The sequence below is a fragment of the Amphibacillus marinus genome, from assembly GCF_900110345.1.
Taxonomy (GTDB): domain Bacteria; phylum Bacillota; class Bacilli; order Bacillales; family Amphibacillaceae; genus Amphibacillus_D; species Amphibacillus_D marinus.
On record NZ_FODJ01000002.1, the window covers coordinates 258,445 to 278,003 of the forward strand.

Annotated in this window: 19 protein-coding genes; 3 read left to right on the forward strand and 16 right to left on the reverse strand. The window is 38.1% G+C overall.

All coding sequences use genetic code 11. The features are described from left to right. Positions 1–7 precede the first annotated feature (7 nt). The 8 genes from BM000_RS05250 to BM000_RS05285 form a co-directional block, all read right to left on the reverse strand. Positions 8–637: a hypothetical protein gene (locus BM000_RS05250; RefSeq protein ID WP_091495557.1), complete on the reverse strand. Its 630-nt coding sequence runs from the start codon at positions 635–637 to the stop codon at positions 8–10. A gap of 13 nt (positions 638–650) precedes the next feature. Beyond that, entirely contained in the window at positions 651–2,783 is a 2,133-nt protein-coding gene (locus BM000_RS05255) for a hydantoinase/oxoprolinase family protein (RefSeq protein ID WP_091495559.1), read from the reverse strand. Positions 2,784–2,803: 20 nt separating this feature from the next. Beyond that, positions 2,804–4,087, reverse strand: coding sequence for a transporter permease (locus BM000_RS05260; protein WP_091495561.1), 1,284 nt, complete (start codon positions 4,085–4,087; stop codon positions 2,804–2,806). A 13-nt stretch (positions 4,088–4,100) separates the two neighbouring features. Then, on the reverse strand, positions 4,101–5,510 hold the full coding sequence (locus BM000_RS05265) for an FAD-dependent oxidoreductase (protein ID WP_091495563.1): 1,410 nt from the start codon (positions 5,508–5,510) through the stop codon (positions 4,101–4,103). 281 nt (positions 5,511–5,791) lie between these two features. Further along, complete coding sequence (locus BM000_RS05270) at positions 5,792–6,931, reverse strand: ABC transporter permease (protein ID WP_091495565.1); 1,140 nt, start codon at positions 6,929–6,931, stop codon at positions 5,792–5,794. A 15-nt stretch (positions 6,932–6,946) separates the two neighbouring features. Then, complete coding sequence (locus tag BM000_RS05275; RefSeq protein ID WP_091495567.1) at positions 6,947–7,867, reverse strand: ABC transporter ATP-binding protein; 921 nt, start codon at positions 7,865–7,867, stop codon at positions 6,947–6,949. Next, positions 7,851–8,177: a winged helix-turn-helix domain-containing protein gene (locus BM000_RS05280; RefSeq protein ID WP_091495569.1), complete on the reverse strand. Its 327-nt coding sequence runs from the start codon at positions 8,175–8,177 to the stop codon at positions 7,851–7,853. The genes BM000_RS05275 and BM000_RS05280 overlap by 17 nt, the downstream gene beginning before the upstream one ends. Next, entirely contained in the window at positions 8,167–8,769 is a 603-nt protein-coding gene (locus BM000_RS05285) for a hypothetical protein (RefSeq protein ID WP_091495572.1), read from the reverse strand. Before BM000_RS05285 ends, BM000_RS05280 begins: the two co-directional genes overlap by 11 nt. Positions 8,770–9,093: 324 nt before the next feature. On the opposite strand from BM000_RS05285, the gene BM000_RS05290 reads away from it, so the two are divergent. Beyond that, positions 9,094–9,900: a CPBP family intramembrane glutamic endopeptidase gene (locus tag BM000_RS05290; RefSeq protein WP_091495574.1), complete on the forward strand. Its 807-nt coding sequence runs from the start codon at positions 9,094–9,096 to the stop codon at positions 9,898–9,900. 43 nt (positions 9,901–9,943) lie between these two features. On the opposite strand, the gene BM000_RS05295 is transcribed toward BM000_RS05290, so the two are convergent. From BM000_RS05295 to BM000_RS05305, 3 genes are all read right to left on the reverse strand, one after another. Beyond that, positions 9,944–10,498 carry a cysteine hydrolase family protein gene (locus BM000_RS05295; RefSeq protein WP_091495576.1) on the reverse strand — a complete coding sequence of 185 codons (555 nt, stop codon included), beginning with the start codon at positions 10,496–10,498 and terminating at the stop codon, positions 9,944–9,946. Between the two features lie 165 nt (positions 10,499–10,663). Then, positions 10,664–11,284: a TetR/AcrR family transcriptional regulator gene (locus tag BM000_RS05300; protein ID WP_091495578.1), complete on the reverse strand. Its 621-nt coding sequence runs from the start codon at positions 11,282–11,284 to the stop codon at positions 10,664–10,666. After that, the gene (locus BM000_RS05305; RefSeq protein WP_091495580.1) at positions 11,281–11,970 is read right to left on the reverse strand and encodes an MBL fold metallo-hydrolase; all 690 of its coding nucleotides are present in this window, start codon (positions 11,968–11,970) and stop codon (positions 11,281–11,283) included. Before BM000_RS05305 ends, BM000_RS05300 begins: the two co-directional genes overlap by 4 nt. Positions 11,971–12,422: 452 nt before the next feature. Here BM000_RS05305 and BM000_RS16740 point away from each other — a divergent pair, with 452 nt between their 5' ends. Further along, positions 12,423–12,578 (forward strand): hypothetical protein, encoded by a 156-nt coding sequence (locus BM000_RS16740; RefSeq protein WP_177178216.1) that lies wholly within the window; start codon positions 12,423–12,425, stop codon positions 12,576–12,578. Positions 12,579–12,875: 297 nt separating this feature from the next. Here BM000_RS16740 and BM000_RS05310 read toward each other — a convergent pair whose 3' ends face one another. Together BM000_RS05310 and BM000_RS05315 are read right to left on the reverse strand one after the other, a co-directional pair. Continuing rightward, complete coding sequence (locus BM000_RS05310; RefSeq protein WP_091495582.1) at positions 12,876–13,865, reverse strand: Gfo/Idh/MocA family protein; 990 nt, start codon at positions 13,863–13,865, stop codon at positions 12,876–12,878. Positions 13,866–13,890: 25 nt separating this feature from the next. After that, the gene (locus BM000_RS05315; RefSeq protein ID WP_091495583.1) at positions 13,891–14,916 is read right to left on the reverse strand and encodes a Gfo/Idh/MocA family oxidoreductase; all 1,026 of its coding nucleotides are present in this window, start codon (positions 14,914–14,916) and stop codon (positions 13,891–13,893) included. Between the two features lie 140 nt (positions 14,917–15,056). Between BM000_RS05315 and BM000_RS05320 the strand changes: the two genes are divergently transcribed. After that, positions 15,057–15,794 carry a CPBP family intramembrane glutamic endopeptidase gene (locus BM000_RS05320; protein ID WP_091495585.1) on the forward strand — a complete coding sequence of 246 codons (738 nt, stop codon included), beginning with the start codon at positions 15,057–15,059 and terminating at the stop codon, positions 15,792–15,794. A 270-nt stretch (positions 15,795–16,064) separates the two neighbouring features. On the opposite strand, the gene BM000_RS05325 is transcribed toward BM000_RS05320, so the two are convergent. From BM000_RS05325 to BM000_RS05335, 3 genes are read right to left on the reverse strand one after another with little or no spacing between them, the layout of a single operon-like run. Continuing rightward, on the reverse strand, positions 16,065–17,345 hold the full coding sequence (locus BM000_RS05325) for a hypothetical protein (protein ID WP_091495587.1): 1,281 nt from the start codon (positions 17,343–17,345) through the stop codon (positions 16,065–16,067). Beyond that, positions 17,339–18,448 (reverse strand): ABC transporter permease subunit, encoded by a 1,110-nt coding sequence (locus BM000_RS05330; RefSeq protein WP_091495589.1) that lies wholly within the window; start codon positions 18,446–18,448, stop codon positions 17,339–17,341. The genes BM000_RS05325 and BM000_RS05330 overlap by 7 nt, the downstream gene beginning before the upstream one ends. Next, on the reverse strand, positions 18,438–19,328 hold the full coding sequence (locus BM000_RS05335) for an ABC transporter ATP-binding protein (protein WP_177178217.1): 891 nt from the start codon (positions 19,326–19,328) through the stop codon (positions 18,438–18,440). The genes BM000_RS05330 and BM000_RS05335 overlap by 11 nt, the downstream gene beginning before the upstream one ends. Positions 19,329–19,559 lie beyond the last annotated feature (231 nt).

The window sequence follows — 19,559 nt, forward strand, 5'->3', positions numbered from 1 at the left end:
TAACCTCCTAGCTTGATTTTAATCCAAACACCTGCTCGAATTCCTCATACTTGCTTTCTAGCATTTGCTTAGAAATAAGGCCTCCTTTCAACATATACCGGTAATCTAATACATTTGGCAGGTTATCTAATTTAAGTAATGCCTTTGTAAAGGCATTGGCTGCAATTTCACTCAGCCTCACTAGCTGAGCTGTTCGAGTTAAACCGAGCCAGTTAAATGTCGTAACAGGCTCAAATGTGCTAATCGTTTCAGTGCCTTTCAGCTCCAAGTAATGATAGAATTCATGGGTCAACACAATTTCTTTTACTTGCTCATAGCTCAACTGATTCGCTTGCGCCAATTCTTCTAAAGATTTTTTATAGAGAATAATCTTATGCTGCGCTTTTCTTCTGTCATATTCAAACTGCGCTCTAAATTTCACTCTAAAGAAGGCACCATCATCTTCCTTTACTTCACACGCAATACCTGCTTGCTCTAAGTGTTGCGTAATTGAAGCAATTTCTAGCTGAGCGGCTGTTTCTTTCCCAACACTTAAAGCTCTCTCTACATATTTAGAAATTTCATCCTTAGGAACTTTATCAAAAAACAGATCCTCACCCAATTCTAGATAACCCAAAAAATGATTAGAATACTCCATTGAACATATCTCCTTATTGGTAGGCAACAGCAATAATATCTTCGTTATCTTTTAAATTTTCTAGCTCAACTTCCATAATTGACATAAGCTGCTCCAACGTTTGCATACCGGTAAAATCAAGCATCTTCTCTCTGAAAAATAAAAATACCTTTGGAATGGTTGCATTCGCATCAGAATAAACAGTATTATCATCAATAAACGGTAGGAATAAGCTGTCGATTGATTGTTTAGCAAACGTCGCATAGTTTACATTTGCTTTCTTAAATCGAACAACCCCTTCTCGATCAATGACACAGCAATGCTTTGTTCTAAATTTAAATAGGAATTTCCTTTTTACAATAGTTGAATCAAGCAGGCTCCATCGGCCAGTCTTATGAATAACCTTAATCGTATCTGCTGGCTGATTAACAGCTTCAGACGCGAGCTTAATCATTGACTCATCGGTTAATGATTGCTCACCTAAGTTCTTTTGCCTCAGCTCTGTGGCACCAGTAGCAATCGCCCGTACAATATTGCGCTGTGAATCAATTTCAATATTAACATCGACGGTTTCTTCTTTTGCGCCTGATTGGACAATCTTCTCAATAATATCCGCTCGAATTTGCTTAATATCTTGCTCTGTTGGATTGGTAACAGAGCGCTCAATCTGCTCGCGAACCATTGCCAATGCAACACCGATTGTTGAGATATAAGGGGCATTTTTAGCAAGCTTCCACTTGTAATTGAAATGATCAGCTAGTGCTGGAACGAGAATCGCCCCACTTCCACCGCCACCAATTAAGGTAATAAAATTGTCATCCATCTCATATTCAGCAAGCAGGTCCTGAATAACAGGTACTAGCTTACCAACAGCCAGTTCAACAACCTGCTTAGCAGCCTCTTCGGCAGAGATGTCCAAGTACTCACCAAGCACTTCCCATGCCACACGATTATTGTCAAGGTTTCCTTCTGCATAGTCATCTTTTGGCACATAACCTAATAAGTTGGCTGCACCCGCTAAGGTATAAGAGAAACGGTGATTATGATCACTTTCAACAGTAACATACTCATTACTATCTCCTGCTAGCGGAGATACAAATGCTACAGCAAGCGATGCATCGACTAAGCTATCTGAAAAACACTCATATTCTAAACCAGCGATATGCGCACTACGTGGTCCGACATCAACAATTTGCTTATTCTGGACACGGATCATACTTCCACCTGCCACTGCAAACGTCCGAACATCTAACGATCTTAAATAGGTTTTGTGCCCACCAACCTGTGCATACTTTATCATGACCTTACCATTTTTTATAATCGAGATATCGACACTTGTTCCACCGACCTCAAAGAAAATACCATCACTTACTTTTTCATACATCAGCGCTCCAGCCACTCCGGCCGCTAAGCCAGATAACATCGTTAAGATTGGACGTTGCCGTACTTCATTAACATTCATAACGCCACCGTCACAGCGCATAATCATGAGGTTTGATTTAATCTTTGTATCGCGTACTGCTTCTTCTGTCATATTAGCTGTTTGCATCATTTTAGGGATTAATGATGCGTTGACGACAGCTGTTCTAGTCCGCATTTTAAGCCCATAAAGTTGGGAAATTTCATGTCCCCCAGTTGCAAACAGTTTTTGCTCTTGCGCTTGCTTAATGACATCATACTCATTACTTGGATCATCTACACTGTATGCTTCACTGGCTACAATTACCTGACAATGCTGTCCCACTAAATCCTGAATGGTGTCAGAAATGGTTTGATTCGACAGTTTGCTAGAATCGATAAATTGATGTTCAGTTGCTAAGAATTTATTTGGTGCTAATTCAATTTGCTCAACTGTTGTTTCCTTCTTAGCTGTTCGAGCATCCATCCCTGTTCCCATTCCAACAATCCCAACTTTTGCAACATCACCTTCAAGTAAAGCATTTGTTGCTTGAGTGGTTCCGTGGGCAATAAAGACAACATCATCAGGAGAAATATTGTTCTCTTCTAGTAAGCTTTTGATAATATTAACAATCCCTTTTGCTACCCCTTCGGAATGCGTAGTTGGGATCTTTTGCTTTGCGATTACTTCATATGTTTTGTTATCAATTGCAACTGCATCGGTAAATGTTCCCCCAACATCAATCCCGATTCTGACTTGTCGTTTCATATTCATTCTCCTTATGCTATCTAATAAAGAATAAACGAGGCTACGATTAAACCAATAAATGTAGAGACGGTAATCCAAACAATCGTTTTCTTTAAGACCTCGTTAACATCTGTTTTTGTAAAATCTGATACCCAAACATTATGTGAATTTGTCGGATCACATACTGCTTGCACATTACTATTTAACCGTAAAGCAACCATCGCGGTGATTGGATTCATCCCACCGGCAACGAGTAACGAAATGATCCCACTGCCTAATCCCCAGACATTTAATGGGCCACGGTAAATGGCTAGAGGAGATAATAGCCCAAAAATAAGGATAAACATAAATTGATTTGATGGAATTAAGAATGATATTGCTGGTTGTAAGATCGTTGACACTTCAGGCGACATTACAGCATTAAGCAAAATGCCAATTCCGATCATTAATGAAGCTGCTCCTGCCACATCTTGAATTCCTTCAATAAATGCACTACTCACTACATGAATTGGTTTTTTAGGTGTACTTAATATTAATGTGCCGATAATCCCAATAATGATTGCTGCTACCAACGGCATATTAAAAGCGAAGACTAAGACAACAGGAATAACTGGTGAAATTAAGGCAATACTACGTACTTGACCGCGTCTAATCGCTTTCTCCGACGGCATTGCCCAAGCCTTTCTTTGTTTCCCTTGAAATTTAACATAGTAGACAACCATTAAAATAGCGACGATGATTAACGGAATCCCGACTAACCATGAGTATGTCGTTACCGTACTTAATGGCAATCCTAGGACATCAATGTAAACACCTAATGTCCCGACTGAAAAGGTAACACCAATACCATTTGCTAATAATAAGATGATGCCGCTGACCATTGGCGATAATCCAGCCGAGATCATAATTGGAATAATGATCGTCCCGACTAGAATAACCATTCCAAGTCCGTTACTTGCCGCAAATATTATTGAACAAACAGCTAGAAAAGATAGGGCAATCGATAACGCGCGATCGCCTGCCATTTCAGCAGCCTTTTTTATAATCGTTTCTGTGACCCCTACCTTACTAAGAACCTTTCCAAAAAGCGCACCGAATATTAAACCGGAAATAGCTGTTGACATACGCATTGACCCTGATTCTAATACATCCTTCACTATCGTAAATTGTTCGGGGTCACTCGATACAAATCGAATCCCTGCAATAAACGAGATTGCAATTGCCAAAATTGGTAAAGCCAAAATAGTTGGGATCTTTCTCGTCATCATTAAACCAACTAAGATTAAAAATACAGCCAGAATACCGATTAATTGGATTGTCTCCATTCTGTTTCTCCTCCTAAGCTTCTAAAAAGCTTTTTTGCTCAATTAATTTAGCTTGTAAACCTTTAATATTAATCGTTCGTGCATCTTGATTCTTAACAGCCATCGCAGCAGCTGTACCACTTGCTTGCCCGATCGCAGTCATCGTCGGCGTTGTCCGAATAGCCGCCTGCGCCTCAAATGTGGCAGAAACACAGCGACCAGTTACAATTAAATTACGATATTCATTTGTTAACATAATTTCATAAGGAATCCGATAATAGCTATCAAAGACCGCTTTATCAAATGCATCGTTTTCCATTTCATCTTCTTGACTACTATGAACAGACAGCGTGCCTTCACCTTTGGGATTATGAATGTCAATTGGATAACCGGAATGGGCAATAGTCGATTCAAAGTGTTTATTAGTGAGAACGTCTTCATTTGTCAATGTATACACACCTTTAATTTGACGTGTTCCTCTAACCCCTACACGCGGTCCTGTATAGGCAACTTTAGCGTCTTCGAATCCAGGGATATATTTAACTAAGAAATGATAGAGCTCTTCGCATTGTTTACGACCAAGAATCTCAGCCCGCGTTAAGCCTTCAGCATCAACACCACTTTCATTAATGATTCTTGATGTATTCATAATAAATTCGCCAGGATTATTTGTCTCGAAAAATAAGATATCTTCTCGCGGTATCGAAATTTCCTTAGCCTGCTTAGCACGATTAAACTCTTCATCAAAGCCTACAAAGGACAAAATCTTTGACGTTTTCATAACTTCTAAATCACGGTTTAACCTTGGAAATTTAGTCGGGTCCTCCAACACTTTTTCACGTAGCTTCTCTGTATTCACATTGTAGACCTTTAAATTCATCGTCATCGGTTGCATCGCATTATCTTCTTCTCTGCCTAGCTGATATGGGACACCTGCATAATTAGCGATGTCAGCGTCACCTGTTGCATCAATAAAAATGCTTGCCTTAACTCTTGAAACGCCATTTTTATTGGCAATAATAAGATGGCTAACGGTATCCCCATCCGTTTCAACATCAATCAGATAGGTATGAAACAGAATGTTAGCACCTGACTCTGTTACCATCTCATCAATCACTAGCTTCATGCCTTCTGCATCAAATGGTGTGACATACGAAATGTAGTTAGTTGAATCGTAAACATGACCTGGAGAATAACCCCGCGTCACCATTCGTTCTACCATTTCCTGTCCTAGTCCTGTAATCACCTGCTTCTCACCTGCAAAAAAAGTCATCATTGGCCCTACCCCGTTAGCTGTTAACGTCCCACCAAAAAAACCGTTTTGATCAATGATTAAGGTCTTTGCACCATTTCTTGCTGCTGCGATTGCTGAAAAGGCACCTGAGATACCACCTCCAGCTACGACAACATCATATTCTAGCTTTGCTTCATTTATTTTTACCATAATATCCTCCCACCTTTTATGACAGCGCTATCACAAATTATAATATCACATTTTCATAAAACGTCAATAGTTATGAAAAAAATATTCAAAATTTATTTTGTGTCCTTGAATCCTTAGATATAGCAATCACATTTGATAGATTAAACATTTAAACAAGTAGATAGTATACCTTATTTATCAAAGATCCTAATCAATACAAATCGTTAATCATTTTTAATCAATTTTAATGAAAATAAAAAACACCCTGTCCATGCTTTAACATGAACAAGGTATTTAGCACGTTATCCTCTTGCCGCTGCGATAAAACGACGATAGCTGAGGACAGCTATTAAAAAGCCTAGCAATGCATAGAGAAGTAATATTAAAATATTTAATAAGACATCAGCTAGGTTGCCCCCATAGATCATGATTTCTAAAAAACCGTCTTGGGCCCAATATTGGGGTAAGAAGAGACCAAGACGTTGAATAAAGCGAGGTAGAAATTCTGTCGGCATCCACAATCCACCAATCATCGCGCCACCCAATGCAATGATTTGAGTGATCCCGATCCCCATATTCTCATTTTTGGTCAAGACACTTAGCGTCATTCCCCAACTCGTTGTAATCATTGCTAAGGCAATTGCGAGCACAGTAATGGCGAGCAAGTTGCCTAAATTGACGTTGTAAACAAAATAACCAAACGTAAGTAACGCAGTAATTTGAGCAAGGACAATCAGGATATATGGTACCCACTTGCCAATGAGATATTGATACTTTGTCAACGGTGTACTGGTTAAGCGCGCGACTAGCCCGCTATTCAAATCCTTCACAAAGCTAATGGCCATACTAATCATAATGTAAAAGGTGAACATAACTGTGTAGCCTGGAATAATATGTGAAATAGCATCGTAGCCATCATCTACCGCTACATACTCTTCGACAATCTCAATTGCTGGTGTTAAAGCAGCATCTGCATCTACCCCTACTTCTTCAAGGGTCGCTCGTAACTGCTGCTCTTGAAAAGAATAGCTTACATTTTCAATTAAGGCACGAATAGGTGAGATACTATCTTCATTAATTGGATTATAGTGAAAATAGATCGGATTATTAGCGCCAATTATGAGTTGCTCCTCGAACCCGTCTGGTAGGTAGAGGACGGTACTAATATCACCAGCTTCCAAGTCAGCGATAGCAGTAGCGAGACTCTCCTGTTCCTCTAACTGAAAGCTATCACTAACACCGAGTGCTTGAATGAACTGCTCACTTAGCTCAGATTGGTCTTCATTTACATAGGGAATCTCAAAAGTTATCTCAGTACCTTGATTATCAAAAATAAAGCCGAACAAGACAATGAATACAATTGGTAGGATTAGCATCCAGAATACCAAACCCTTATCTTTTAAATTCTTTTTTAATTCAAATTTTATTAATCCTGTAATCATTAAGCCTACCCCTTTCTACTCGTTATGATCGCGTAATGATGAACCTGTTAAGCTTAGAAAGATATCCTCTAAATTAGATTGACTTATTTCCAGTTGCTCTACTACCAGGTTACTTGTTTGTAACGCTGAAGAGATTTGCTGTAACGTTTGCAAAGGGGTCTCTGTTTCGACAGTAAAGCCACCTTTTTGTTCATGAACAAGCCCGTATTGTGCCAAGTTATCAGCACTAAGATCAGCACCTTTGACAAACACAGATGATTTCGTGTGCCGTTTGCGAATTGCCGTTAATGAACCTGCTTCTACAACTTGACCTTCATCAATTAGCGCAAGCTCATCACATAATGTTTGAATTTCTTCCATGTAATGACTGGAATAAATGATTGTTGTCCCACTAGCCTTGAGCGACCGAATCAGCTCAAAGATATAGTTCCGTGATTGCGGATCAACACCTACTGTCGGTTCATCCATAATGAGCAGCTCAGGCTGATGTAACAAAGCCACACCAATATTAATTCTCCTCTTCATCCCACCAGAATAGGTATGAATTAAATCTTTTCTCCGATTAGTTAAACCAACCTGCGCAAGCACCTGTGCAACCCGCTCTTTTAATGTTGACCCACTAAGTCCATACATTCGACCAAAGAACATTAAATTATCCTGGGCGGAAAGGGTTGGTTCTAAACTAATTTCCTGTGACACATAGCCAATTTTTCTTTGGATTGCTGGGAGGTTCCTATTAAGCTTTTGGTTATCAACGACGACATCCCCACTGTAATCGAGAATAACGCCAGTGATAATCTTCATTAAGGTTGACTTCCCAGCCCCATTTGGTCCAAGCAAGCCATAACAGCTTTGGGAAGGGATTGTTAAGCTAATATCTTCTAAAGCTTGCTTCTTACCAAAGGTTTTACTTACCTTTTCAATTTTTATCTCCATGATTGTCACGTTCCTTTCCATACAGCATTTCTTCTAAAGTTGCTAAATAATCAGCATAAGCATCTTTTCCTTCATTCGTCAGCCTACAAAGTGTTCTTGGTTTACGGTTTTGAAAAAGCTTTGTTACGTCAAGATAGCCCGCTTCCTCTAGCTTGCGAATATGAGCACCTAAATTGCCATCACTTAAACCAAGCTGATCCTTCAAAAAGGAAAAATCGCCCTCTCCATAGGTCATCAGCAGGCTCATAATGCCTAATCGCGCCTTACCATGTATTAAATCATTTAATTTATTTAAAGGTTTATCGGTCATTTTTCTGACTCCATTGCCTTAATACCCAGCCGGTAAATAAAATGCTCCCTCCACCAATAATAGCCGTTAATGCTGGATGGTATGGGGGAAAGAACAGGGCATTACCAGCTGCCAGAATAGCAAACCAACACCCCATTAGGAAAATCTCCTTACCTAGCGCAATTCCAATAAACATATACATAACCGCAGTTACAATAATGGCATATAGACCAACATACTCGGGTTGAAACTGAAGGAAGTCGGTGACAATTAAGATGATAACCAAACTAGCTACTATTGAAAAACCAATAAATCCCCGCTGTAATTGTTGCTCAACGACTTTTGGTAACGGGCTTCTTTGTGATTGACGGAAAGAAGTATAGAAGGTTAGCATCATGCCAAGCGCACCAAGTGCACTCCAAATCCAGTGTAGAATTGCTCCATAGCCAATTGCTTCGGCACCGTAGCCAATTATCCAAATCGTACCCCAGATAATAAAATATGGACTTGCTTCGGCTGCACTATTTCTCGTTTTAGTCGTTAAATGTTTAATATAGTTCAAATCATCAAATGCTTGCTTCTGGTTTGTGGTTGTAAAATCATTCTTTGACAATTTTATAATACCTCCTGTATAGTACTCTATAATACAGAGTACTATACAATAAAGTGAGAAGCAAGTAATAATTGCTTCTTAGGGAAGTAGAGGCTATCACTAGTTAGCTGAGGCGATGCCTTCGGAAAGAGAGTCCATTGGCTGCAGGAACGAATCACTGTTGTAACCTTAATCGTTGTCCTGGTGATCGACTATCATTTTCTTAATGTTCGTATATTCATCTCTTATCAGTAATTATGAAATTGATTCACTTACCAAATAAAAGCGTTTATAATAAACTATAATTTCACTTTCATAAATCATTATAGAAGGAGACGTTTTTCCATGCGTAAACATATTAGACATTTTATCCTTTTCTCATATCTTATGTTCTTCTTGTTTATTGGACTAATAGGGATGGTCATGTATCTTTTAAATATGCCCTCATTGGGAACTTTCCTACAGACTGTTTCAGCATGGTCACCCACCTTTGTCTTTCTCATTATGTTTAAGAGGATCTATCCAGCAGATAGCAGGCTTCGTTTTATTCAAGAGCAGTTTTCGGTCAAGGTAGAACCTCGCATCTTACTAGTATCTATTCTGTTACCATTAATGGTCTTCTTAGGTACTTTAGGCTTTGTCATCTTTTTTTATCAAATCCCTGTTAATCAACTTGTCATCACCTCTCCCGTTACCCTTTTATATATGTTACCTGTTCATTTGATTGCTGGCCCGCTTGGCGAGGAATTAGGCTGGCGCAGCTTTTTATCGATAGAACTCGAAAAGAAGTATAGTTTACTAGCATCAGCTGTGCGAGTTGGACTGATTTGGGGATTTTGGCATCTTCCTTTGTGGTTGGTTTCCGGCTTGGCATGGGGACCTTTACTCGTTTACGTTAGTAGCTTTTTAATTTCAATTGTTTGTTGCTCAATTATTATTGGCCTTTTATATAACAAATGTCGCAATCTTTCAATTCCAATACTCGTTCATCTATTAAACAATTATTTAATCGGTCTGTTTACTTTTAATATGGTTGAACGACTTGCGATTTATGCTTTTTTCTATGTAATCGTGACCGTTAGCCTCATTTTGATTAATAAGCACAAACAATGTAGAGTAGGGTGTTCGCAAATAAAAAAAACACCTAAGTAAGGCTGCAAAAACCTTGCTAAGGTGTTTCCATTACCCTAGGTAGCTATAACAAAGCGAGTAACTGCTTGGTAGTTAGAACGGTGGCAAATTCATTATGAAGCGTTGTTAAAGATACATGATGCACTGCCTCTGCATCAACATCATTACTAGTATGATCCTTAAGCGCAAAGGCAGCTGTCGCATCAGAAAGTAAATAAGTATCATAACCAAAATTCCCACTCATTCTTGTCGTTGTCGATACGCAATGTGGTGTAGTCAATCCTACTATAATAACAGTTTTTATCATACGTTTATCTAAATAGGCTTTGAGATCTGTTCCAATAAAAGCACTGTTAACCTTTTTCTCGATCACTTTCTCACCATTTATTGGTTGGACCATTTCTTTAAATGCAAATCCGGCCCCATGTTTGTAAAATCTTGAGTGTTCGCTGTCCGACTTGTGCTGAATATGAATAACTTCCCAGCCTTTTACACGCCAAACTTTTAACAGTCGTTTAATATTTGCTTCTGCTTCTGGATTATTTCGTTCTCCCCAGCTTGGATCATTGAACGCCTTCTGTACATCAATAATAATTAGCGCCTTGTTCTGCTCTTTCATAAGTACTGCCTCCTTTGCTTTTTCAACTATAACAATCGTACCAATAAGCAAGAAACTTATAATCGTCCAACTTTTCAAAAAGTGAATCCTTAATCAGTGGGTAATTTCTTCATGCCCACTTAGACTAGCATTTATTATAACAGGTTCCCTATGCTAAGACTGAAATTAAGTTTTGCTATGGTAAGCCTTAATACCAAGCAACATCACATCAATAGCATCAGTTAATATTACTGTTAATCGTTCAATAAGCGCTTCATTGTATACATCATCTAAGTAGGTACTACTTAGACCATGTAGCAGGTAAAAAAACATGCGGGTATGTTGCAGAGCCTCATCTTGCTTTAAACCTGGGACATTTCTTTCAATAGCTCTCTGCAAAGAATCAAGCAATTGGATGCGCAGTTCATTTACTTTATATTTATAGTTTCGCTCCTTTAAATCAGCCCTCTCTCCAGCCTTAGTTAGGAAAATCTCGTACATACTTTTGTGTTCGAAGGCAAATCGGATGTACGCAAGGCTAATACCTTTAATAATCGCATCTGGTTCTCCTTTACTCTCAATTAGCTTAAATCTATCTAAAAGAAGTGTGAGCGGCTCAATCGCCAATTCATGCAAAAGACTCATTTTATTTTTATAATACAAGTATATCGTTGTATGCGAGCAGCCAGCTTTATCAGCAATTTCCCGCATCGTCACCGAATTAAAATCACGCGTAGAGAACAATTCTTCTGTCGCTTTCAAAATTGCTTGCTGTGTCCGAATAGCTCGTTCTTGTCGTTTACTCATTTGATACCCTTACCCTTCTTTTTTTGTTTCCAGTCCAATAAATAATGGTCATATTGTTCAGCCGGTCGAACAACCTCACCACCGTGACAAGGGCTCACAGTATCAGGCTGTAATTGCTTAACAATCGCCCCACTCTCCACGGCTTGATTCATGTAGGGTGTAAAGAGTGCATATGGACGCTTAAGCTGACCTTGTTTTGAGGTAAATAAATCACCACCAATTAAAACACGATCGCCTTCATGATAATACACAACATGACCTGGTGAATGACCGGGCGTTAAGTATGGCCTTAAACCACTAATAACTGTAAGCTCCCCATCCTGCTCTGGCAATGGCGTAAGCTTTGCTTTCTCCACATAAGCGACAGCCTTCTTTCGTCCCGGATAGGCATGGTCACCAGCCAAGTAAGGAATCTCCTTTGCACTAGCGTACACTGGAAGTTGATAATCCTGACTAAGCATAGTTAATCCACCAATATGATCAGAATGACCATGTGTAAGTAAAATAGCTTTAATTGGACCAATTTTCAAAGCTTCAACTTGCTTAATAACTTTTTTAGCCATCATCCCTATTCCAGCATCAATTAAAATAACACCATCCTCATCCCTTACCACCCAAATGCTAATCGGAATGATGACCCGACTACTTAATTTCCAGACATGCTCCGATAATTGCATACAACGCATGTTTATTCCCCCTTTATTATTAAAACTAACCATTGGTTATATTAAATAATAACCAATGGTTAGTTTTATTGCAAACGATTTGTATTCTTGCCCTTAACAACGATACTGATAACGTTAAGTTCTAATTAAGCTTAGTCGCCTACTTGTGTTTTATATCATTGCAGTTGAATTAAGGTATACAATGTGATTTCCTGGCGATATAAGACTAAACCTAAAATACGACTGGAGCATTAACAATACCTTATGAATTACCTGTTAGTGCAATTATCTTTACTTCAAGTAAATTTCTTATTAATCTTAAGTAAACGCTTTTCTGAATTTTCAGCCTTTTACAAGCTAGTGTGATGTATTTAGTGAATATTAGGCTAAATCCCACTTTTTAAGCGATACAACATACTTAAATGTGGCTTAACCTTAATAAAATAAAAGGAGGAGAAGAATGAGCGACGCAAATGAAGTTACTATTAAAGGAGTTAAGGAGATTGGTGGGGATATTTAAAGCTAATGAGATATCAACAGAGGAAGATGGCTATTGGATCTGTCATGAGGTCAATGCCTTTGAGGCTATTCCTAATGGAATGGTTAGTCTAACCATTCCAGCTCAATAGTATGCCGTACTTCACTTTCAAGGCCACGGATCAGGTATTGCCGATTCATATGGAGCCTTGCATAGATGGATTGCTGAAAAAGGCTACCAAAGGCAGCCAAAAAATTGGACACTTGAAATTTATTCTAGCTGGATTGAACCAGAGGATAATGTGGAGATATGCTACCCTATTTCGCAGGAAAACTAACTGTTAGCTTTATACCCGAGAGAATAGCCACCCGTTAAACGTTACGGGTGGCTATTTGGTTATATACGGCTTTTACAAACGCCAGCATGCTAAGTATGACTTATTATTATATTACGACTGATCAGCCGCAAAGACTAACCCAGCGCTCACTTTTGCTTGATCAACTAATTCCATGACAATTTGACTATGCTCAAGCATTGCTGCTGCCTTATCATAATTGAGCTCATCAATAATCTGATTAAAATAATAGAACTCTTCATACATCCGGTGCTGGTGTACGTTGTGATCAAAGATTTCTCTCGAACCGTCATTGCTAATCTTTTCAAAAGTTGCACAGATGCTGGTCGGTCCTTTAACGAGAATACTTCCTTTATTACCTTGAATAGTAGTTTGAACGGGAGCTGAACAATCCTTAGCTCCTACACAAACGACCTTGAAATTAGTATAATCAAGAACGAGAATGCCTGATGTATCAATACCCCGTTCCATATTAGCTAAATACTGGACTGTAGCTGGCTTACCAAAGATTCCTACAACGAAGTGCAGATTATAAACATTTAAATCCATTAGGGCACCACCTGACATCGCTGGGTCAAAGGCGGGCAATACTTCGCCAGCTTTGAAGGCATCATAGCGGGACGAGTATTGCGAATAATTACATTCCACAATTTTGATCTCTCCTAAATCTTTTACCTGCTCTCTTAATGTTCGATAATTAACGAGATATTGATTAGTAATTGCCTCTAGCAGAATAAGCCCCTTCTCAAGTGCCAGCTCTTTCAACTCCGTAAATTCCTGCAAATTAGATGTGAACGGTTTTTCACAAATGACATGCTTACCCTTAAGCAATGCTTCCTTTGTATATGCGTAGTGCAAATGGTTTGGCAAACAAATGTAAACAGTGTTAATCTCAGGATCATCTAAAAATGCTTGATAATTCGTATAGACCTGCTCAATACGATACGTATCCTGTAATTCTTTTAATAGCGATAGTCGAGACTCTCGCCCAACAATAGCTTTAAGTTCTACCTCTGGTAAATCATTAATAAACGTTAGAAACTCTTTAACAATTTTCCCATTACCTACTATCCCAAGCTTCATTTATGTAACCTCCTAGAATGATTAATTATCCTTCGTTTAATATAGTCGCGAGCCCCTCTTCAAGTAACTCTATCTGACGAATTGTTTGTTTATCAGTCGTGACCTTATCCGCTCCATTAATAATAGACTGATAAACGTCCTCATAAACTTGACCATAATCACCTGCAACCGACACAACCTTCTCTTCATGATAGTTGCCATTATCATCAAGATAGGTTAGCGTACCGTAATGCTCAGGCAAATCGATTCCAAAGTCCTCATGTTCAGGCAGATAAAACAGTTTTAAATGCTCCTCTTGGCGATCCTTCGTTTCCTTAACAAAACTTCCTTTTTTCCCATATACAGCAAAGCTTGGACGCGGCTTAATTCTAAAGTAGCTTGATTTAACCGAGATCTTTAAATTGTCATAGAAGAAGTCTAAATCAAAGTAATCATTCATTCTCCCTACACCAAGTAACTGGCGGACATCAAAGCTAACCTGATCCGGCATACCAAAATACGCTAATACTTGATCAATGGTATGGCAGCCATGACCATATAGATAGCTTGTCTCAATTGAAAAGCTCGTGATCCCTTCTGGCACCTCAGGTCTAAAATAATCGAAATGCATCTCTACTTCTAATAAATCACCAAGTACACCTGAATCGATAACCTTCTGAACCGTTAAAAAATCTGAATCATAGCGACGATTTTGGTAGCACTGAATGAATAAGTTCTTTTCTTTGGCAAGCGAGAATAACGCTCTTGCTTGATCAGCGGTTTCAGTAAACGGCTTTTCAACCAGCACATGCTTGCCATGCTCAAGCGCTAGCTTAGCATAATCAAAATGGGAGTCCATATGTGTACAAATAACGATTAAATCAATAGCTGCATCTAACAAAAGCTCATTAATGTTATCAACATATGTTACGCCTGAAAGCTGCGCCCATTCTCCCTGTTTGAGCGTGCGAGAATAGATTGTTTTAACCCGAATATTATTATTATTAGTTGAAAAAGGTAAGTGATAGCGGTTGGTACTTTTCCCATTGCCGATATACCCGATCGTTAACATAAAACACCATCCTTAAATCCAGCTTTCTTTTAGTATAGTTTAATTATGATAGCAGTGCGAATTTTTCAACTTTACTGTACTCATAATCACCTCTATCGCTATATGTATGCTATGATTAATTTTAAAAAGAGGTGTTGTTAATGGACCTACTCCTACAATATTCAGCTAATATTATTCCTGGGTTGGTTCTATTTGGACTGGTTTATTATTTTATCCCAAAATCTGAAAAAGCAGTTCGGATCCTCCTACTCATTTTCGGGTTTGTTCTTATCCGTGATGCCATGACACCGCTAAAGATGTGGGATCTAGGTGTAACCGACTTTGTCATGTGGTTACGTTTTAGTAATGATCTTTTTGTTGTTGTTGTCCTAGGAGCAACATCCTTATTGTTAACACTTGTGATTATCCATTTGAATAAGGATTTCTCAATCTATTTAGTTTGGTTTGGTGTAAAAAAAGGACGCTCACTTCTAGTTGGGCTGATTGGTGCTGGAGTTGTTATTCTCCCATTTGCTGTTTTGAATAGTACCATTCCGATTGAATTAAGAGGGGGGGAGGTAGCCAATCACTTTATTTTAGCTATCCTGTGGCTTGGGTTAACAGGGAATTTCTTAGAAGAGGTATTATTTAGAGGCTACTTGCAAGGCTATTTCGCGGAAAAGGTCGGCCGCAATAAAGCAGTGTTTTTATCGGGGGCTACGTTTGCAGTTGGGCATACCTTTTTAGCCATTTCTGTCACAACGTTAGGGATTGGGATACTGCTGTTTACCTTGTATGAGGGCTTAATTTGTGCTTGGGTACGCAAAGACCATGGTATTATCGCAGCCACACTAACTCACGGATTGGCTATTTTTTTCCTTGCGACGGGGTTGGTCTAGATTTAAAGGAACCAGCAATCAAAAGAATTAAAATAAAAACATAATATGAATAGGAGATGGTCCATCCCCTATTCATCCCAGAATGATTTTAAAGTGAAAATTAATAATGACACTACAGGTGACCATCTTGTTTTTAACCTGTCCAACACATTCACAGCCCGTCGCTATAAGGGAGCACATTTGTGTTTTTGAGTAAAAGGACATTGCTTCACACTTATAATATTAGCTATTAATTCAGTATGTTAGCAGGCATTGTCATTACAAGATAAATCATTTTCTTCTCCTCCCGAGTTTTTGTTTTATAACAACATAACAAAAGTATAATAATAACAAAGCAAAAACAATACTTAGCCATATTCCCCTTCTATAATTAAATGCTGCTGAGTGTGTCTCGAGATGAATAAGCTGTGTTAGAATACGGTTTGTATCTAAGTAAGAAAATGGATTAAGTGAATGTGCAAAATTCATACCGAGATAGCAAATAATCACGGTCATAATAGTTGTTATTATCGGCTCCTTGCCGAACAGGGAACAAACATTGTATAGCGCATAGATGAACAGACTACTCGCAAGGGCAAGTAGGATTGTCTGCCTCAAGTATGTATTTAAGGGAATAAAATGAAATGCATCATTAATTGAAGCAAATTCAAGTGTTTGATTGGGTAATTCATAGACAAGAACTGGATAGTCGAGCTGACCAAAGCTGGATACAATCATGGCGACTATGATGGGAATGCCTACCATGACGATTGTAAAGAATAAGGCAGCACAGTATCCCGATAGAATTTTCGCAAAAAACAAGTTAACTTCATTAATAGGGAGCACGCGATGAAACCTAATCGCAAGTGTTTTTTTTCGCCATTCTGATGTGAAAGTATTCCCAAAAATAAAGCACCCCACTAAAAATACGCTTGGTAGATAAAGCATCTTTACAATGTTGTATAAATAGTAAACACCTTTTGAGCTATATCTTTGTGTCAGCAAATCCCATACTTCCTGTGAACGTCCGGTTAATTCATCATACTCAGTCTGCAAAAATTGCTGATAGATCGTATTTTGTTCGAACGGTTGAATTCCATGATCAATTAAGTATTGCTTCTCAGCATAAGTTGTTTGCAGGGTGAAGCTACTAATTTCTTGGCCCTCAATTTCATAAACTCCATATTCAGGACTTTCCACTATCCACTCCAGATCGTTCAATTGACTGTTATAAATTTGTTCAAAAGCACCTTTCCTATAATCTGCTTTAAGCTTTATCCACTCTTGGTGACGCTCAAGGGCCAACGCTCCCATCATCTTTGCCTCTTCAATTAAAGCTTGATCATCTTCTTCATTAGCCTGCTCCTCTTCTAAAAACCAGTTTTCCGCACTCTCTAACTGATAGTTAATTTGTTGCTCGTATTGATTTAATACTTGCTGTCGTATTGCTTGCGCCTTCAAGCTATGAAAAGCATACAGCCCCAGTGAAACTAGCATACAAAGGAAAACCAACAGCCAAACCACCTTGTTTTTTGTCAGTTTTTTAAACTCAAACAAAAATAAATTTAGCATAAGTATCTCCTCCTTTTATCTATTAGCATGGCTAGTCCTAATATTACGAAGACATTACTTATTATCATAGCCAACCCGTTAATAGAGATTGGAGCAAAATGGGTAATAGCAAGATCTAAGTTCTGATAAGTAAATGGAAATGTCACATTTATTAGCCCTTGACGTAGCATTACTTCAACACTTAAAAATAAGACTAGGGTTAAGAGTTGAACAACACGTGATCGTTTCACTAAAAGGGTTAGTAACACAACCAAAGCCGTCAATAGCAAGATAAACAGGAAACCAAATAGAATAATTTGATAAGTATAATGATCTGCTCGGATAAAGTCTTGTTGAGCAGTTCTGAAAAGATAATTAAATGGCTGATCAACTTGCTTGCCGAACAGAGTAGACACTATTAATGCAGAGCATATAACGGTACTTAACCATATTGCACCACTAATAACTAGACTTGCCCATTTAGATAGTATTAAGCGACGAGATGATAGAGGTAAGCTATAGGTTAGTTTAATGCTATAATCATCATACTCTTTAACTATAGGTGTTCCAATGACGGTAATTACCACATAAAAACTGAAACCAGTAAAGAAAAACGATGCAATTTGTCGTAAAAATACAGCAGGCTGAATTGATGCATGCTCAGGTTCTTTTGGTAAACTTACACTTATAAGTTTGGTGTTTTTTTCTACTTCGTCAGTTAGTTCCTCCAGTGATAACGGAAAATAGTTGTCGAGATCTTGATAAATTATTGCTAATTCCAATGCATCAATTTCTAACTGCAACAGAGCCAGTTCTTGATCACGTTCCCTTGCCTCTACTAAATCTCCGAGTGCATGATACAATGCCCTACCAACCTTGAGTGATTCTTCTAAATTAACGTCGACACCCTCTGCAATTTCACGCAAAAGGTCAGTTTGATAAATAATTTGAGATAGCACATCCGAACGATAGCCTTGAAATCGCGCTATTTCCTCTGCCTTATTTATATCTTGATAAACAATATTTCTAATAAAAAAACCTAACACAAAAGCTATTGTAAGGATTAATGTAATAACATATAAACGAGAACGCCACAATTTTTTTAGTTCAAATTTAATGAGCACCTTTCATTACCTCACTGTAATAGTCTTGATATAATGCTTCAGAACTAGAAACCTGCTTCTGAATATCTAAAATCGTTATATTACTATTGTGAATATGTTTGATACACTGATCAAGGTCCTGCTCACTAATTTCAATATCCAAATTATGGGCTGAATCATTAACTTGATAGCGTGCTTCAGTAAGTACTTTTTTGGCTTTTTTAGCATTGGATACTTTAAATAAATAACGAGTTGTTAGATAATCACTTCGATTAACCTCAAAAAGTTTCCCATTTTTCAAAAAAATAATTTGATTGGTTACACGATCAATTTCAGCTAAATTATGTGAAGATAGAATGACCGTTGTTCCCTGCTTTACTAAATCTAGTAATATATTCCTTATAAGAATGGCACTTGTCGGATCTAGCCCATTTAACGGCTCATCCATTAAGAGTAATTTAGGCTTATTTATTAGTGAAAGTGCTACAAGTAAATGTTGCTTCATCCCTAATGAATAATCTTCTACCCTTTTAAATAAATAGTTAGACATACCTAAATATTCTGCCACCTCTAACATATTAGATTTAGGTACTTGGTGACTGTCAGCAACATACTTTAAATGATCGTAACCAGTTAAATAGTGAAATAGAATACTATTATCTTGAAGAAAAGCAATCTGCTTAAACACATGATAGGACCGGTGTGACTTACCCAGCAAGGTAATAGTTCCTGAGCTGATAGGAACAATGTTACAAATGCAGTTGAGGAGTGTTGTTTTACCGACTCCATTTGGGCCGACTAAGGCCCAAATTCCAGGGCGCTCAATCTTTAGATTTACTTCATTAATAACTACTTGTTTTTTATAACGCTTCGTTACATCCTTCAAATGAATAATCGTCATTATAACCACCCTTTCAATCTTTTTTATTATTATAGCAAATAAAATGGATTAAAAATAGAAAATAGAGGAATTTATATTATTATCAGCTTAACATTTGCACAATGAAAATAGTCATTAAGCCTTAACCGTGTTTGAGAGAGGTAGTATGCACTACCCCTGTTGATTTTTCTATCAGTTTAATGCACTATGTCGTTCCGAAAAGGAATGGATTTGCTTTTTGCGTGGCTGGCT

Bases quoted from the DNA above. Each gene is read 5' to 3' on its own strand.
- BM000_RS05250 (WP_091495557.1), bottom strand. From the start codon at position 637: ATGGAGTATTCTAATCATTTTTTGGGTTATCTAGAATTGGGTGAGGAT.
- BM000_RS05255 (WP_091495559.1), bottom strand. From the start codon at position 2,783: ATGAAACGACAAGTCAGAATCGGGATTGATGTTGGGGGAACATTTACC.
- BM000_RS05260 (WP_091495561.1), bottom strand. From the start codon at position 4,087: ATGGAGACAATCCAATTAATCGGTATTCTGGCTGTATTTTTAATCTTA.
- BM000_RS05265 (WP_091495563.1), bottom strand. From the start codon at position 5,510: ATGGTAAAAATAAATGAAGCAAAGCTAGAATATGATGTTGTCGTAGCT.
- BM000_RS05270 (WP_091495565.1), bottom strand. From the start codon at position 6,931: ATGATTACAGGATTAATAAAATTTGAATTAAAAAAGAATTTAAAAGAT.
- BM000_RS05275 (WP_091495567.1), bottom strand. From the start codon at position 7,867: ATGGAGATAAAAATTGAAAAGGTAAGTAAAACCTTTGGTAAGAAGCAA.
- BM000_RS05280 (WP_091495569.1), bottom strand. From the start codon at position 8,177: ATGACCGATAAACCTTTAAATAAATTAAATGATTTAATACATGGTAAG.
- BM000_RS05290 (WP_091495574.1), top strand. From the start codon at position 9,094: ATGCGTAAACATATTAGACATTTTATCCTTTTCTCATATCTTATGTTC.
- BM000_RS05295 (WP_091495576.1), bottom strand. From the start codon at position 10,498: ATGAAAGAGCAGAACAAGGCGCTAATTATTATTGATGTACAGAAGGCG.
- BM000_RS05300 (WP_091495578.1), bottom strand. From the start codon at position 11,284: ATGAGTAAACGACAAGAACGAGCTATTCGGACACAGCAAGCAATTTTG.
- BM000_RS05305 (WP_091495580.1), bottom strand. From the start codon at position 11,970: ATGCGTTGTATGCAATTATCGGAGCATGTCTGGAAATTAAGTAGTCGG.
- BM000_RS16740 (WP_177178216.1), top strand. From the start codon at position 12,423: ATGAAGTTACTATTAAAGGAGTTAAGGAGATTGGTGGGGATATTTAAA.
- BM000_RS05310 (WP_091495582.1), bottom strand. From the start codon at position 13,865: ATGAAGCTTGGGATAGTAGGTAATGGGAAAATTGTTAAAGAGTTTCTA.
- BM000_RS05315 (WP_091495583.1), bottom strand. From the start codon at position 14,916: ATGTTAACGATCGGGTATATCGGCAATGGGAAAAGTACCAACCGCTAT.
- BM000_RS05320 (WP_091495585.1), top strand. From the start codon at position 15,057: ATGGACCTACTCCTACAATATTCAGCTAATATTATTCCTGGGTTGGTT.
- BM000_RS05325 (WP_091495587.1), bottom strand. From the start codon at position 17,345: ATGCTAAATTTATTTTTGTTTGAGTTTAAAAAACTGACAAAAAACAAG.
- BM000_RS05335 (WP_177178217.1), bottom strand. From the start codon at position 19,328: ATGACGATTATTCATTTGAAGGATGTAACGAAGCGTTATAAAAAACAA.